Source organism: Moraxella cuniculi DSM 21768 (assembly GCF_900156515.1).
GTDB lineage: Bacteria > Pseudomonadota > Gammaproteobacteria > Pseudomonadales > Moraxellaceae > Moraxella > Moraxella cuniculi.
On sequence record NZ_FTNU01000001.1, the window covers coordinates 284,797 to 299,961 of the forward strand.

Below are 15,165 nucleotides of genomic sequence, written 5' to 3' on the forward strand. Positions count from 1 at the left end.
ACAATAAAAAAGACTTGCCAAAAACAAGTCTTATTGGTATGAGGTGGGCAGAGCTACTTTGATAACCAGAGCCCTCAAGTTTACGCTTGGGGGCTTGTTTTTTGAAAGAGGAAAATTACTTGGCAACCCGATGAATGATAACTTTGGTAACCACATATTTATTCTGAGACTTTTGATAACGCTTAATGACTGTAATGTCTGCCTTAATTTTGCGTTGCCCGTGTAATTCGTGAGGATTAATGTCTTCTGCCAATTCAAACTTTACTCGTTGTTCAAATAAATCTGGCACAATGCCAGCCCATCCTTGAGTGTTCTTATCTTGGTCACTGGTATAGACATAAACATCTATATTACTGTAATCCTGCTCTTGCTCTTCTTGTTGTGGTATTTCTACCTGTTCTGGGACAGCCTGCACAATTTCATTTGGAATTATTTGAGGGGTATCGGTTTTGCCACCAATCTCAATGCTGCCCTTTGGGTCTTGCTTGGCTGGGCGAATAAAATCAGCTGTTTTTTGAACTGTCTTTTTGTCCATCACAGACTGCACAACCGCCACAACTTCATCGCCTGATAGACCGCTATGCTCTGACAAGATGGCAATATTGGTGCTATTATCATAAAAATTATTAACAACAGCCTGTTCTTTTTTGCTACACGACTGCACAGCAGTCATTGTGCCATAAGCAATAACCGCTCCAAATCCTGCGTATAGCAATTTATTTAACATATGATGATTCTTAATACTGTCATCTAAAATTTCTTGTAATTTTTTGGCATTCTCTTCGCCAACCAAGCCGACAGTGAGCTTTACTTTAAGGTCTTCCCATAAGCTACCTGCTCGAACATCTTCTACAAGTAATTCTGTAGTATGAATAGTAAGTTCAGGATAGAGCCTATCTAATACTGTCACGCTTTTGGGAATGAGATGTTGTAGGGCAGTCAAGCTGGTAATTACATCGTCTACGCTTGGCGTGGTATCCATATTATACTTAATACGAAAATCTATATCTATGGTTTGGGTCATTTGTTTTTCCTGCAAGATTTTAAAATCTACACAAAATCTCAAGGGGTGATATCAGATGGATAAGTTTCATTAGGCATTCTTAAAATCTGGTTGATTTATTCGCCCATTGGTACAATATGTCCGCCTTCTGCTTGAATGTTGAAATCAAACTGTTTTTTAAGCTGGTCAAATACAATGTTGTATTCTATTTCTGTTCCCTTATCAAGATATTGGGCATTGCCATTTTCCAGTGCCAACTCAAAAGTTTCCTGCATTGTTTCTGCATCAATTTCCATATCGGTTGCATAAGCAGCAACCAACATCGCTGTCATACATTTATTAAGCATTGGCTCTGTGTTAATATTCGTGCATTTGACATCCACCTTGCCTAGCCAACCATCTAGACTGGCTTTGGTGATTTTTATTGTGATACCTTTTGCAATTTGTTTGGTCTCCGCATTTTTGGTGCTATTTAGAGAGATTTTTGGTAGTTTCGGTATGGATTTTTGAGCAATCATATTATACTGAAATACAAACTGATTTTGCTCAATGAGTGCCTGCTCCATATGTCCTGCTGTGTTGCCCTGAATGGGTAGAGCAAGAACAAATGGCAGCAGAAGTGTGAATTTTTTCATAAAAGCCTTCCTAAAAGACTAAAACAGAACCAACAATTTACACATGATAATTCTCCATTTGATGTTAGAAGAAATCTTTTGATACATTCACTACCTGACCTACAATCTCAACATCGCTCTCTGTTTTTAAATCTAGGGTCATTGGTGGATAAAAGCTATTATCACTAATTAAAACCAACTTGCCATTGGGCTGTATTTGCAGTCGCTTAACCCAGTAAGTATCCCCGTTACGCAGGACATAGATATGCCCATCTCTAGGCTGGTGGCGAGTTTTGTCAATCAAAATAGTGCTGTTGTCAGGAATGGTTGGCTCCATACTGTCGCCACTGATGCGTGTGGATATCAGACTGTCGATATGAAGTCGCTGTCTTTTGAGCCAGTCTCTGCGATAGGCAAGATGGCTGGTTGGTTCATGAACATCACTATTATCTCGCCCAAATCCTGCTGAAATCTCCACATCGTAGAATGGCACAAGAGAGAATTCATCGTCAAAGAAGTTTTGTTCAATATTTTGAGCATTCTCCTTTGTTGAGCCAGTGATAATGTACTCTATGTCCAAGCCATGTTCAGCCAATTCCATTAGCTTATCCAATGGTGTATTGGATTTTTCAGCCCAATTATATAAGGTATTTCTAGCTATACCCATTTTCTTTGATAGCTCTTGAACGCCAATTCTATCAATCTCTGAACGCAGTCTTTCTTGGTATTTGTTCATTTTTTTGACCAAAAATTAAAAAAATTACTTGAAATGCTCAAAATTTTGAGCAATAATATACACACACCACACAAACTTACCTTAAATCACACATTTATCCACAGGAGTTGTTATGACTACCAAAACCGTCCAGCAAGTCAAAGCCGAGTACCGTGCCAAAGGCATTCCTATCGCCCAAGTCGCTCGTGAGCAAGGCTGGACACCGCAAGAAGTGTATAAAGTCTTTAATGGACAAGCCAAAGGACACTTCGGGCGTTCGCACGACATTGCGGTATTTTTTGGCTTAAAACAGGGCGAAATGCGTGTCTAAAATATCGGTATATTTTAGCACAAATTTGCACATTTTGCCATGTTAACCCCTTATTTTATAAGGTTTTTGGAGAAAAAGATGAGCAGTAAAGGCACTCGTATCTTGCAAGTTTTTAAGGCATTGCATAACCACCCCTTGATTGGGATTAGTAATAAAGAAATTGCCGATAACTTAGGATTTACCCCCACCCAAGTCAGCCGTGATTTGGCAGATTTAATCAGTGAAGGCTTGGTGCAAAAACTGGACAATGGCAACTATGCCTACTCTATCCGCACCCTGCAAATCGCTGAAAACTATCGTAAACAGCACGAGAGGCTAAAAGCAAGAATGGACGAAATTCAACGCAATGTCGGTATTGGCTATTAGGTAAAAGCGACGATGTCGTCGCTTTTGAAAATTAACCAAAGCAAAAGGTATTAAAAAAATGAGTGAAGCCACAAGCGTAGAAGTCATCACAAGAGATGTCATCAACCAACAAGCCCTGCACAGTATGCAGGTGATGGAGCAATGGGGTAATGGCGAGGTGTATAACGAAGCCACTTGGATTGAACGAGGTCGCCAAGCGGTTGTCAAAACCTTAGAGGGTATGTTTGAGCTTGGCAAGGCGTTAATCGTCCTAAAAGAACATACCGAACACGGTCGTTTTGTTGAATTAGTGGAACAAGAATTTGGCATACACAAAAGAGAAGTGCAACGCCTAATAAATGCCACCAAACGCTTTGCAACCCCGCAAATGCAAAAAGCCCAGCCTAAGCTCATCACGCTTGGCAAATCTAAGCTGTTGGAGCTGTTAGTAGAAGATGACGATACCCTAGTGGAGCTTGCCGAAGGTGGCGATATTAACGGCAATACGCTAGACGATGTGGACAGAATGACCATCAAAGAGCTGCGCCTAGCCCTCCGTGAAGCCCGTGAAGACAGCAAAGCCAAAGACAAAGTGATGAGCGAGAAAAATGCCAAGATTGACGAGCTTGCTGAAAAACTCGCCAAAAATAAAAACAAACAGCCCAAACCTGCCGATGTCGCACGAGAACTGTCTGCACAACTGGCAAGTGCAGAAGTGTCCGCTCGCTCTGAGATTAGCAAGCTAAAAGACATTTTTGATGGTTTTGTCGCTCACAAAGAAGCACACGGAAGCGACCATACCGCTCTGATGGTGGGGGCTATCAATCAGCTTATCCTAGACTGTGAAATCCTGCGTGGGCAATACCTGCTACCAACGGAGGCTCCGATGGGCGAGGTTCCTGTTTGGCTGACACAAGATGAACCGATGGAAGCGGACAATATGGATATGCCACTGCCTTTTGATTATTCAGAAGACGATGTGTAAGTTGGCAAAATAATCATAAGGGTCAAAAAATGGCAACGAGCAATCTGTCTTTCAACCCAGCCTTGGTAGAACGCCTAAGCGAAATCGCCAAAACCGCCCAAAATCTAGGGCGTGGCGAAAAATCACGCTACCTGCAAGCCAAAGCGGAAGAGCTACAAATGAGCGTCTCAACACTGTATCGCAAACTAGAAAGTGTGGCGGTCAAGCCTGCTCGTAAGGCTCGTAGCGACAAAGGTGAGATGACCCTAAGCCTTGGTGATGCCAAGCTCATCAGTAGCGTGGTGATGGAGGGTATGCGAAAAAATGGCAAACGCATTATGACGGTGGAGCGAGCAGTAACAATGCTTCGTGCTAACGGTATGATACAGGCGTGCCACACAGACGGCACAGCATTGTCGGTAGGGGCGATTGTGCGTGGGCTAAAAGCCTATCATCTGCACCCAGACCAGCTACTTGAGCCTGCTCCTGTGGTATCGATGAAGTCTTTGCACCCCAATCATCTGTGGCAAATTGACCCCAGTCTGTGCATTTTGTACTACCTGCCACGAGCGGGCAAAGATACAGGACTGCGTGTGGCAAGCCACGATGAGTTTTATAAAAACAAACCTGCCAATGTGGTCAAAATCATCAATGACCGCGTATGGCGATATACAGGCACAGACCACGCAAGCGGAGCGGTGTATTGTCATTATTATTTTGGTGGGGAGACTTCGGCAAATTTGTGCGACTTTTTTATTCGTATGATGTCGCCCAAGGCTGACATCGGCAAAGACCCTTTTCGTGGTGTACCAAAGATGGTCATGCTAGACCCTGGCTCTGCTAACACCAGCTCGGCATTTAAGACCCTATGCCAAGCTCTAGATGTAACGGTGCAAATCAACAAACCCAACAACCCACGAGCCAAAGGGCAAGTGGAAAAAGCCAACGATATTGTGGAGACGCATTTTGAGAGTGGCTTAAGGTTTGTGGAGGTCAATGATATTGACACCCTAAACGCCTTGTGCGACAAGTGGCTAAGATACTTTAACAGTCAAGCCGTCCACTCACGGCACGGCTTAACCCGCTATAAAGCGTGGCAAAAGATAAAGTCAGATGAGCTTATCATCGCTCCGCCAGCTGAGTATTGCAAATCGCTTACCCTGTCTGTGCCAAAAGAAGCCAAAGTAACCCCAGAGCTTGAAATTCGCTACAAGGGCAAGGTGTATGATGTGTCCGCATTATCTGTACTTGTTGGACAAAAAATCCTAGTCGCCCAAAATCCGTGGGAAGTGGACGGTGCTAGGGTGTGTGTAGAGGCAGCAGATGGCATGAGCGAGAATTGGGTGGCTGTGCCAGAAGTGCTATTTGACGAGATGGGCTTTCGTGAAAGTGCCATCATCATCGGTCAGGGCTATAAGGCTCATAATGACACCAAAGCCCAAACACACGCCAAAGAGTTGCAAAAAATCGCCATGGGAGCGGATACACTTGAACAAGCTGACATTAAGCGAAAAGCCAAAGCCTTGCCCTTTGGTGGCAAACTTGACCCTTATAAGCATAATGATACGGTGCTGGACAATGACAACACGCTGTATATGCCCAAAAAAGGCACGCAAAGCGTGGAATATGGTCGCTACAAACAAACCATTGCTGAACCTGTCTTATCCAAAGTGGACATCGCCAAGCAATTAAAACCACGCTTAGAGGCACTTGGGGCGGATTGGAGCTTGGCGGTTAAGGTACTGCAAGAACGCTATCCTGATGGCATTCATGCAAGCGGTCTTGATGAAGTATTTGAGGTCTTGACCGAAAGCAGCACCCTGAAAACGATTTTAAAAATTGCATAAAGGAAAGTCTAATGAAAACCGCTTTTAATGAGCTTGGCAAGTCCTACCAAACCATCGCAAACGAGCTTGGCATTAGCAAAACCGCCCTTGTTAATGCTGTGGTTCATGGCACTTTTCCAAGCAAAAATACTGTGGCATTTAAGGCAAATCTTGCCGAGTATTTTATAAAAAACAAGGTCAGCGTGCCTAGCATTTTGACCCAAACCAAACCCCAAACTCAAGATAAGGATGAATTTATGTTGCTTAGAAAATCCACCCTAAACCCCCAAACTCGCCGCCATTTTGGGCTAAGTTGCGACCCCTTTGATGACGAAATCCGCTCATCGGACGATATTTTTAAATCCGACGATGTCCGCTATATCCGTGAACGCCTGTATGATGTGGCAAGCAACGGCGGATTTCTTGCAGTTATTGGTGAATCAGGTGCTGGCAAATCCACCCTGAGAGAGGACTTGCACGACCGAATTTTAAAAGACGGTAAATCTACCATCATCATTGAGCCGTATGTGCTGGCGATGGAGGATAATGACATCAAGGGCAAAACTTTAAAATCAGTACATATTGCAGAAAGCATTCTAGAAGCGGTTGCCCCAAGTGAGAAGCCAAAAAGAAGCCCAGAGGCTCGCTTTCGCCAAATCCACAAGGCTCTAACCGAAAGCCACAAGGCGGGTAATCGCCATCTGATTGTCATTGAGGAGGCTCACGGCTTACCCATTCCCACCTTAAAGCACCTAAAACGCTTTTATGAGCTAAAAGCAGGCTTTGACCGCTTGCTTGGGATTGTGCTGATTGGACAAACTGAGCTTGCCACCAAACTTGCTGAAAATAACCCTACCGTGCGAGAAGTGGTGCAACGCTGTGAAATCGCCACCTTAGAGCCTTTGACCGATGGCAAGCTTGCAAGCTATTTAAAGCATAAATTTGAGCGAGCAGGAGGTGATATTAAACGCATACTAGATGAGTCCGCTCTTGATGCCATCAGCGAACGCCTGACTGTCAAATCTCGCAGCAAAGCAGGTATGCACGAGCATAGCCTTTTGTACCCTTTGGCGGTAAATAACCTTGTTGCCCATGCGATGAACGAAACCGTCTATTTGGGTTTTGACGCCGTTGATAGCGACATTATTAAAAGTATCTAAGGAGCGAAAATGAACACTCAACAATCCTACCGCAAAGACAACCAACCAAACTTATCGGCGTCCGAATACCTGTGGCTACAGCACGAAAAACAGCGTTTGGCACAAATGGATATGGACATTGTTCGCATACAGTACCGTCAAGACCGCCACTTGGTGTGGATTGCCTTACTTGCCTTGACTATGATTGTGCTTGGAGTTGGCTTGTTGTTTACGCTGGCATTTTAGGAGCGTGTTATGCCAATGATTTTACACATTGATGATAATACCGATGCCCAATATTCTTTGTCCATGTTGCTGCTTGATGATGCCATCAAAATCTTAATCAATAACGGCGAGCTTGACAAAGAAAAACTGGCAAAGGCGATTATGACTGCCAAAGATGATTTATTTGAACTTAATAAAGACAATGACGATAACTTGCTAAAAATGCGATTGTTTATGATTGCTCACACCCTGCAATGTCGTTATCTTGAATTAACTTAACTTAACCCAAAGCTATGGAGTATTTTATGACTGACACCCAAACCCCAATCCCAGACGGCTACCGCCTAAATGACAAAGGACACTTAATCCCTGTCGATAAAATTAAAGAAATTGACCTGCTTCGCGATGAAACAGTCAATAAGCTTGTTAATCATGCCAAAGCATTACAGACCCACATCATGAGCATTAAAGATATTGTATTTGATGAATTTAACAGCTTTTTGCAAATCTCTGCTCAAGAATATGACACGGTGCTTGGTGGCAAAAAAGGCAATGTATCCATCACAAGTTTTGATGGTAAATACAAAGTACAAATTGCCATTTCTGACAACTTGGTCTTTGATGAACGCCTACAAGTTGCCAAATCTTTGATTGATGAATGTTTGCGTGATTGGACAGCTGATAGTAATGACAATGTCAAAGCCATCATTGACAATGCCTTTGCCGTGGATAAAGAAGGCAAAATTAATATCCGCCGTGTGTTGTCCTTACGCAGTCTTAACATTGTTGATGAAAAATGGCAAAAAGCAATGCAAGCGATTAGTGATGCCACTCAAGTCATCTCATCAAAAGAATATATCCGCTTTTATGAGCGAGATGAACACGGCAAATACAACCAAATCAGCCTTGATTTTGCCAATTTATAAATTTTATAAGGAGTATCTTATGCATGCAACCAATGCCCAAAAAGCCACACATCTAGCCACGCTCTTTGCAGCCATGTTGGTATTTGTCATTTTACTCATCTTAATCGCCATCGCCAGCATCGGTGCGTACATTTCCCCTGTGATTGGCATCTTTGCCACCTGTGTATTAGTGGCAATTTTGACCATTGGCGTGGTATTTGCCACATTTGTTATCGCTGCATTTATCCAAGAGTGCCATGAAAATAATCATTAAATAAAGGTCGTGCCAATCAAACTAAGCCAAGGGCAATGGTGTATATGCAGCATTGCCCACCCAAAGGAGCAAACTTATGAAAAACAAATCATACCCTAAAAGCCAATATAACAAACCTAAGCTGATTCAGCTGATTCATATCGGCAAAAGCAAACTATGCCTTGATGATGACACTTATCGCTCGCTCCTTATATCGATGACAGGCAAAACCAGCACCAAAGCGATGAATATTGGCGAATTAAACAAGGTGTTGGCAAGGTTAAAGGCATTGGGCTTTACGGTTCGTTCCAAATTGGCATACCAAAAACCCATGAAAGAAAAATATGACATTGAAATTGGTGAGCAAATCAAGTTAATGCGTCATCTTTGGCTGGAATTATACGAACTTGGAGCCGTTAAAAATCCAAGCGAGCAAGCATTGACAAGCTATATCCAAAATCAAACCAAAACCACCATAGACAACCTAAGCAGCAAACAAGCCAGCAATATCATCGAAAGGCTAAAAAACTGGCTGAAGCGACTAGAAAAGCAAAATCAAAACCCTCACTAACAAGCCAAAAGGAATATAATTATGAGCAAATCTCGCCAACATGAATTTAGCCAAGCCCTGTACGACATCATCTACCATGCCCTTATCAATCAGGGCGTAAACAAAGAACAAGCAGCTGCCATTGCCGAAGAGAGTACCGACACTGTGCTTGATGAGTTTGGCGGTGAGAATTTGTACATTCCAAAAAATATCTCTGGCAAGGCTGCTCGTCGCAACCGCACCATCTATGAGGAATTTACAGGGGATAATCACGATGAGCTTGCCAAAAAGTATGGCGTAACCTTGCAACGCATTTATACCATTATCAAAGAGCAACGCCAATTTGAATTAAGCAGCCGTCAATTTTGCCTGTGGGATGACCAAGACAAGAATAACACCTAGCAAATGCCTCATAAAAGGCGGTCAAAAACGGTCAAAACCGCTTTTAAGACCTTTCTTGTTATAAATCCCCATATTTGCCCAAACACGCCCCAAAAACCCCTTAAATCGCTTATTTTCAAATTCTATTAAAATCTTTGAATTTCCCAAGAAATTTCTTAAAACGCTTTAAAAGACCAATCATGACAAGTTGTGCATAATAACCCAAAAATATGGGGTTAATTTTATGCAAACCATACAACAAGAAATCTTTATCGCTGGCACACGAGCCGATAACTCAGGCAAAGAAGTTACCATCACGCCTGACGACCTTAATGCCATTGCAAATGGCTACAATCCGAGCTTTCACGAGGCTCCCATCGTCATCGGACACCCTGATGACAACGCCCCCGCGTATGGCTGGGTCAAATCCTTATCTGTCAAAGGTGATAAATTGTACGCAGAATTTGGCGAAATGGACGAAGGTTTTGTAGCATTGGTCAAACAAGGTCGCTACAAAAAAGTTTCGGCAAGTTTCTACCCGCCCAAACACCCAAGCAACCCTAAGCCTGCTAATTGGTATTTACGCCACATTGGGTTTTTGGGAGCACTGCCTCCTGCGGTCAAAGGCTTGTCGCCTGTGAGTTTTCATGACAACAGCGATGGTATTGTCAGCTTTGGTGAGCTGTCTGAGAGCGAAAAACTTGTCTTTGATATCAAAAGCATCTTTGCCAGATTTTTTAATTTTAGTGAAAGTCAGCTGCCTGCAAATCAAGGCGATACCGCAAATCCAAGCATGGACACCAACGCCCCACCACAAAACGATACTGATGGTGAAGGCAAATCCGATGACCGAAATTCCACCCCAAATCTCAACAACCAAAGCGAGAATACAATGAACCAAGATGTAACCGAAGCGTTGGCACGAGCCGAAAAAGCCGAAGCTGAACTTGCCAAGTTTAAAGCCCTGCAAGCCAAAAAAGAGCGAGAGCTTGCCAGCACCCAAAATGCAAACTTTGCCGAAACTCTGGTCAAAGATGGCAGAATTAAGCCCTGCGACAAAGAGCTATTGACCCAAGTGTTAAACTTTGCCGAATTTCCAAACGATACTACCGCTGACTTTGGTGAAGGTGATGACAAAAAGCCACTGGCGGTCGCCTTTAAAGAATTTTTGGGCAACTTGCCAAAACAGCATTCGCATCTGACCGATAAAGTAACCAAAAACACGGTGAGTTTTAGCGAGAATATAAGCCATCACGAGCGAGCCACCGCTTTGATGAAAGATGAAAACATCAGCTATGAAGAAGCTGCCCGCCGTACAGCTTAATTTTAGAATAATTTAGGAGTATATGATGAGTGCAACACATTTACAGCATTTGCGTGGCAAAGATGAAGTTTTGACCAATCTTGCCGTAGGCTATATGCAGTCGGATTTTATTGGCGAGCGGATTATGCCTGTGGTTTATATTGATAAAGAAGGGATTAAAGTGCCGATTTTTGGCAAGGGTTCGCTGGTGGAGTATGAAACCGAGCGAGCGGTCGGTGCAGCAAGCAACATCATCACTCTGGATAAAACCACCACAATGTCTGTGGTGCTAGAAGAACACGATTTGGCGGCAGGTGTGGACTATCGTGAGCAACACGAGAGTCAATTTGATGAATATACCAAAGCCACACGCCGTGTGGTGAAGGGTGTGCAACTTCGTCAAGAAGCCGAAATTGCAAGACTTATCCAAACAAAATCGGTCTATGCCAACGCCCACAGCAAGGACTTTGCATCCGAAAAATGGACGAGCGATGATGCCGACATTCAAATAATCATTGACGATGCCAAAGAGCAGGTACGAAGTGCAACAGGCGTAACGCCGAAGACGCTGGTGCTAAGTGGACAGGTTTATACGCAAATCCGCCGAAATGCCAAACTTCGCTCACTCATCAGCGACAGTGCCAACAAGCCTTTGCTTGGTATCAACACACTCAAAGAACTGCTTGAGCTTGATGAAATTTTAGTTGGTAATGCGGTGTCTATCCCTACAGGTGGCAAGCAAACCAAACCGATTTGGGGGAATTTTGCCAGCCTGATTGTCCGCCCAGACCAAGTGCCAGATGGCAATGACGAAGGTGAGTCTGCATTTGGCTACACTTTCCGCCGCCGCGGGTTACCTGTCGTGGACAGATATGATGCTGTGGGCGGTAAGGTGCAATATGTGCGTTATACCGATATTCGTAAGTCTGCTGTCGTGGGCGGTGCGTGCGGTTTCTTGTTTGAAAATGTGATTTAAGGCTTAAAAAATAAGGAGTGCAACAATGGCAAATCCAACCAAATCAGCAATCGTTGCTGTTACTATGCTGGCGATGAGCGAACTTATCGGCAATCGCTTTGTCAGTGCAAAAGGCAGACAAGCCACAGCCGATGACCCTATTTTTGGCATTGTCCCTGTGGATGTAAAAGCTGGTGAGTCCGTGGCGGTAGAAATTTTGGGTGTGGGCGTGGTGGAATCTGGCGGCGTAATTGAAATGGGTGATAAAGTTGCAAGCGATGCCCAAGGCTGTGCCATCAAATCCGAAACAGGGCAATTTCTTGCCCTGTCATCGGCAAGTGGTGCAAATGAACCTGTTAAAGTCCTATTAAGATAAGGAAAAAGCAATGAAAAAAGTGCAAGTAAACACGCCTTTAATCCTAGAACAAAATGGCGAGCTGGTACGCATTGAAGCAGGTCAAATCATTGATTTGGCTGACGATGTGTATGCCGAAATATCTGCTCATACCACGCTCCTTGACAATAAAGCGCCAGAAGAACCTGTTTTTGAGCCACAGCCAGCACCTGATGAAGCTGCCACTGAAGTAGAGAAAACTGCTCATGGCGATACGCTCGGCGATGAAGTGGCTGCCACCGAAACTGCTGAACCTAAAAAATCCATACGCAAAAAGGCTTAATCAATGAACCGCACCGCCCCTTATGTCAGCCGTGAAGATATGGTTGTCTTGTGTAGCAAGGTAGAGCTTATCCAGCTTAGTCGTGATGACCTAACAAGCCATTATGATTATCAAGGCTTGGAGCCTGATTGGGTGGTGGTGGATAAGGCAATCAGCCACGCTTGCCAAGTGGCGGACGGCTATTTGGCGGGGCGTTATGCTCTGCCTTTGCAGTCTGTGCCAACGCTTTTAAATACTTGGTGTGGCGACATTGCTAGATATTGGTTACATAAGCGGCGGATTAACGCCAGTGAAATGCCAAAAACCTTGCAGACTGCCTATGATGATGCTTTAAAAATGCTAAATCTTGTTCAAACTGGCAAAATGCACCTATTTGCCACCGACCTTGCTAAAAATGAAAACGCCCTGCACAAAGAACGAGGGGCGTACCGAGTGCGTTCTCGTGGTAAGCTGGATTGGAGTGGTTACTGATGACAGATAGCATTACTTTGGTGATTTTGGCAAGCGTGCGAGAAAAGTTGCGACAAGAATTGCCCAGCGTGGAAGTAGATTTGTTTCCTGACAATCCTGCCACTTATCGCTTTATTCACGCTGTTGGTGCGGTGCTGATTGGTTATCAGGGGTCGGATTATGAGATGACAGATGATACACACGCCATTATCCAAACTCGTAGATTGACTTTTTCGCTGACAGTTTTTGGGCGGGGTGTCCATCATGACAAAGGAGCGATTGCTTTACTGGATAAGGTGCGAGAGGTCATCACAGGCTTTCGTCCCAAGCATTGCAACAAAATTCATCTGATAAGCGAACGATACCTACACCAAGATGGCGGAGCGTGGCAATATGAATTAAAGGTACGCACCGAGACCCAAAGCGTGGAAGTCTGTCAGAGTGATAACCGACCAAAACTTTTGCAGATTCATACAAGACAACCAGCAAGCTGACCAAATCCCATTTAAACCAAAAATCCCTTAAAAGGAGTATTTTATGTCTTTTCATCACGGCACCGAAACCCGTCGCATTGACGGTGGCTCTAGTCCTGTTTATACCGTCAATGGGGCGATTACCGCCATTGTGGGGACGGCTCCCATTGGCGATGTCAATGTGCTAACCTTATGTCAAACCAATAAAGACTTTGCCAAATTTGGTGGAGATGAAATCACCAAAGCAGGCTTTACCTTGCCTGATGCTGCTCATATCTGGACACGCTATAAATCTGGTATTGCTTATGTTGTCAATGTCTGCGACCCTGCTCGCCATAAGACGGTCATCACAGACGAAGTCTTGACAGTTGATGTCAATACCTTAACCGCCAAAACCACCAACCCTGCCATTCAAATGGGCTATATCATCAAGGATGGTCAAACGGTGCTAAATGAGAGCCAATATACCATCAATACGCTGACAGGTGAGATTGTCTTTAATGTCCAGCCTGTTTCTGCAACGATTAGCTATACCTACACCGACCCTGCCAAAGTTACTGAGGCGGATATTTTGGGTGGATTCGTGGTAAGCAGTGGTAAACGCACAGGGCTTGAACTCTTAACAGAGGGCTTTGGTAAATTTGGGGCGGATGCCAAAATCATTATCGTGCCTGAATATGACCAAACCGCCACGGCAAGCTCGGCAATGATTAGCATGGCAAATAAATTAAACGCCATTGCCTATATCAACGCTCCCAAAGGTACAAGCCTATCGGCAGCACTGCAAGGGCGAGGGGCAAGCGGTGCGATTAACTTTAACACCAGTAGTGACCGTGCTGAGCTGTGCTATCCGTATGTGGTGGGCATTCTTGGCGCGGAACATCTTGCCACGCATTTAGCAGGGCTACGCATGAAAGTAGATGTGGACAAGGGTTATTGGCATTCAAAGTCCAACCACGAGCTGCTTGGCGTAACCGCCCTAGAAATTCCACTCACCGCTCGCATTGACGACCCACAGTCCGAGACCAACCGCCTAAACGAAAAAGGCATCACCACCGTCTTTAACAGCTATGGTACAGGTTTTCGGGCTTGGGGCAACCGCTTGGCGTGCTTTCCATCGGTCAGCCATATCAAAAACTTTGAAGTGGCACAACGCACAGGCGATATTATTGATGAGTCTATTCGCCAGTTTGAATTGCAATATGTGGACAGACCAATTGATGATGCGTTGATTGATAGTCTTATTGAGGGCATTCGCACCTATCTTGGCACGCTTAAATCCATTGTTGGCTACTCGGTGTCATTGGATTATGAATATGACCTTGTGGATGCATTTAGCAAGGGACAAATTCCGCTTGTCTATGACTACACGCCAAAACTGCCTGCCGAACGCATTACCAACGCCAGCGTCATGACGAGAAAATACCTTGTCAATTTGACTGCTAAAAAATAAGAGGAAAAACAATGCAAATTAACGCCATTTTTAACGCCAACATTTATGTCAATGGCAACAGTCTGCTTGGGCAGGCAAGCGAAATCAAGCTGCCTGATGTGGAAATCTCTCAAGATGAATACAAAGGGCTTGGGCTGGTCGGCACGATTAAATTGCCAAGTGGTATGGAGGCGATGGAAGGAGAAATTACTTGGAATAGCTTTTATGAAAATGTCTTTGCCGCCGTCTATCATCCTTTCAAAGCAGTGCAACTGATGGTGCGTGCTGATGTGCAAAAGCATGACGCACAAGGCTTGGCTGCCGAAGTGCCACTCGTTACTATCCTAACAGGTACATTCTCCAAAAATCCTTTGGGAAGCTACAAACCCAAAGAAAAGGCGGAGTTTTCTAGCACTTTTCAAGCCCATGAGGTCAGACAGCTTGTAAATGGCAAAGAAATCTTTTATTTTAATGCCTTTAAAAATGAATATCGTGTAAATGGCACTGATGTGCTGGCAAGTTTCCGCCGTGTGGTGGGGGTGTAAAGGATTTTTCTTAAAACCCTTTAAAAGACCCAAAATCCCAAACCTTTTAAAATACGCTTATCGTTTGATGAGCGTATTT

Annotated in this window: 22 protein-coding genes; 19 read left to right on the plus strand and 3 right to left on the minus strand. The window is 44.2% G+C overall.

What is annotated here, in order from left to right; all coding sequences use genetic code 11:
• Positions 1-115 precede the first annotated feature (115 nt).
• From BW928_RS01360 to BW928_RS01370, 3 genes are all read right to left on the minus strand, one after another.
• Positions 116-1,024 (minus strand): hypothetical protein, encoded by a 909-nt coding sequence (locus BW928_RS01360; protein ID WP_076554433.1) that lies wholly within the window; start codon positions 1,022-1,024, stop codon positions 116-118.
• Positions 1,025-1,119: 95 nt separating this feature from the next.
• A complete protein-coding gene (locus BW928_RS01365) occupies positions 1,120-1,638 on the minus strand; it encodes a hypothetical protein (RefSeq protein ID WP_076554434.1) in 519 nt (172 codons plus the stop codon).
• A 64-nt stretch (positions 1,639-1,702) separates the two neighbouring features.
• Positions 1,703-2,353: a LexA family transcriptional regulator gene (locus BW928_RS01370; protein ID WP_076554435.1), complete on the minus strand. Its 651-nt coding sequence runs from the start codon at positions 2,351-2,353 to the stop codon at positions 1,703-1,705.
• 112 nt (positions 2,354-2,465) lie between these two features.
• Between BW928_RS01370 and BW928_RS01375 the strand changes: the two genes are divergently transcribed.
• From BW928_RS01375 to BW928_RS01465, 19 genes are all read left to right on the plus strand, one after another.
• Positions 2,466-2,663 (plus strand): BcepMu_gp16 family phage-derived protein, encoded by a 198-nt coding sequence (locus BW928_RS01375; protein WP_076554436.1) that lies wholly within the window; start codon positions 2,466-2,468, stop codon positions 2,661-2,663.
• A 78-nt stretch (positions 2,664-2,741) separates the two neighbouring features.
• Positions 2,742-3,029 carry a helix-turn-helix domain-containing protein gene (locus BW928_RS01380; protein WP_076554437.1) on the plus strand — a complete coding sequence of 96 codons (288 nt, stop codon included), beginning with the start codon at positions 2,742-2,744 and terminating at the stop codon, positions 3,027-3,029.
• A gap of 58 nt (positions 3,030-3,087) precedes the next feature.
• The gene (locus tag BW928_RS01385) at positions 3,088-3,993 is read left to right on the plus strand and encodes a hypothetical protein (RefSeq protein WP_076554438.1); all 906 of its coding nucleotides are present in this window, start codon (positions 3,088-3,090) and stop codon (positions 3,991-3,993) included.
• A 29-nt stretch (positions 3,994-4,022) separates the two neighbouring features.
• Positions 4,023-5,819 carry a TnsB C-terminal domain-containing protein gene (locus tag BW928_RS01390; protein WP_143821441.1) on the plus strand — a complete coding sequence of 599 codons (1,797 nt, stop codon included), beginning with the start codon at positions 4,023-4,025 and terminating at the stop codon, positions 5,817-5,819.
• An 11-nt stretch (positions 5,820-5,830) separates the two neighbouring features.
• Positions 5,831-6,958 carry an ExeA family protein gene (locus BW928_RS01395; RefSeq protein WP_076554439.1) on the plus strand — a complete coding sequence of 376 codons (1,128 nt, stop codon included), beginning with the start codon at positions 5,831-5,833 and terminating at the stop codon, positions 6,956-6,958.
• A 9-nt stretch (positions 6,959-6,967) separates the two neighbouring features.
• Entirely contained in the window at positions 6,968-7,183 is a 216-nt protein-coding gene (locus BW928_RS01400; RefSeq protein WP_076554440.1) for a hypothetical protein, read from the plus strand.
• 9 nt (positions 7,184-7,192) lie between these two features.
• A complete protein-coding gene (locus BW928_RS01405; RefSeq protein ID WP_076554441.1) occupies positions 7,193-7,441 on the plus strand; it encodes a hypothetical protein in 249 nt (82 codons plus the stop codon).
• Between the two features lie 26 nt (positions 7,442-7,467).
• On the plus strand, positions 7,468-8,088 hold the full coding sequence (locus tag BW928_RS01410; protein WP_076554442.1) for a DUF3164 family protein: 621 nt from the start codon (positions 7,468-7,470) through the stop codon (positions 8,086-8,088).
• A gap of 19 nt (positions 8,089-8,107) precedes the next feature.
• Positions 8,108-8,341, plus strand: a complete 234-nt coding sequence (locus BW928_RS01415) for a hypothetical protein (RefSeq protein ID WP_076554443.1) — start codon at positions 8,108-8,110, stop codon at positions 8,339-8,341.
• 76 nt (positions 8,342-8,417) lie between these two features.
• Positions 8,418-8,891, plus strand: coding sequence for a gp16 family protein (locus BW928_RS01420; RefSeq protein ID WP_076554444.1), 474 nt, complete (start codon positions 8,418-8,420; stop codon positions 8,889-8,891).
• A 21-nt stretch (positions 8,892-8,912) separates the two neighbouring features.
• Complete coding sequence (locus BW928_RS01425) at positions 8,913-9,272, plus strand: Mor transcription activator family protein (RefSeq protein WP_076554445.1); 360 nt, start codon at positions 8,913-8,915, stop codon at positions 9,270-9,272.
• 223 nt (positions 9,273-9,495) lie between these two features.
• Positions 9,496-10,575: a hypothetical protein gene (locus BW928_RS01430; protein ID WP_076554446.1), complete on the plus strand. Its 1,080-nt coding sequence runs from the start codon at positions 9,496-9,498 to the stop codon at positions 10,573-10,575.
• A gap of 25 nt (positions 10,576-10,600) precedes the next feature.
• Positions 10,601-11,530: a hypothetical protein gene (locus tag BW928_RS01435; RefSeq protein WP_076554447.1), complete on the plus strand. Its 930-nt coding sequence runs from the start codon at positions 10,601-10,603 to the stop codon at positions 11,528-11,530.
• Positions 11,531-11,555: 25 nt separating this feature from the next.
• Positions 11,556-11,885 (plus strand): capsid cement protein, encoded by a 330-nt coding sequence (locus BW928_RS01440; protein WP_076554448.1) that lies wholly within the window; start codon positions 11,556-11,558, stop codon positions 11,883-11,885.
• Between the two features lie 10 nt (positions 11,886-11,895).
• The gene (locus tag BW928_RS01445) at positions 11,896-12,186 is read left to right on the plus strand and encodes a hypothetical protein (RefSeq protein WP_076554449.1); all 291 of its coding nucleotides are present in this window, start codon (positions 11,896-11,898) and stop codon (positions 12,184-12,186) included.
• Positions 12,187-12,189: 3 nt separating this feature from the next.
• Positions 12,190-12,657 (plus strand): gp436 family protein, encoded by a 468-nt coding sequence (locus tag BW928_RS01450; protein ID WP_076554450.1) that lies wholly within the window; start codon positions 12,190-12,192, stop codon positions 12,655-12,657.
• Positions 12,657-13,130 (plus strand): Gp37 family protein, encoded by a 474-nt coding sequence (locus BW928_RS01455; protein WP_076554451.1) that lies wholly within the window; start codon positions 12,657-12,659, stop codon positions 13,128-13,130. Before BW928_RS01450 ends, BW928_RS01455 begins: the two co-directional genes overlap by 1 nt.
• A gap of 43 nt (positions 13,131-13,173) precedes the next feature.
• Positions 13,174-14,562 (plus strand): phage tail sheath family protein, encoded by a 1,389-nt coding sequence (locus tag BW928_RS01460; protein WP_076554452.1) that lies wholly within the window; start codon positions 13,174-13,176, stop codon positions 14,560-14,562.
• Between the two features lie 11 nt (positions 14,563-14,573).
• Positions 14,574-15,086: a phage major tail tube protein gene (locus BW928_RS01465; protein ID WP_076554453.1), complete on the plus strand. Its 513-nt coding sequence runs from the start codon at positions 14,574-14,576 to the stop codon at positions 15,084-15,086.
• Positions 15,087-15,165: the final 79 nt, after the last annotated feature.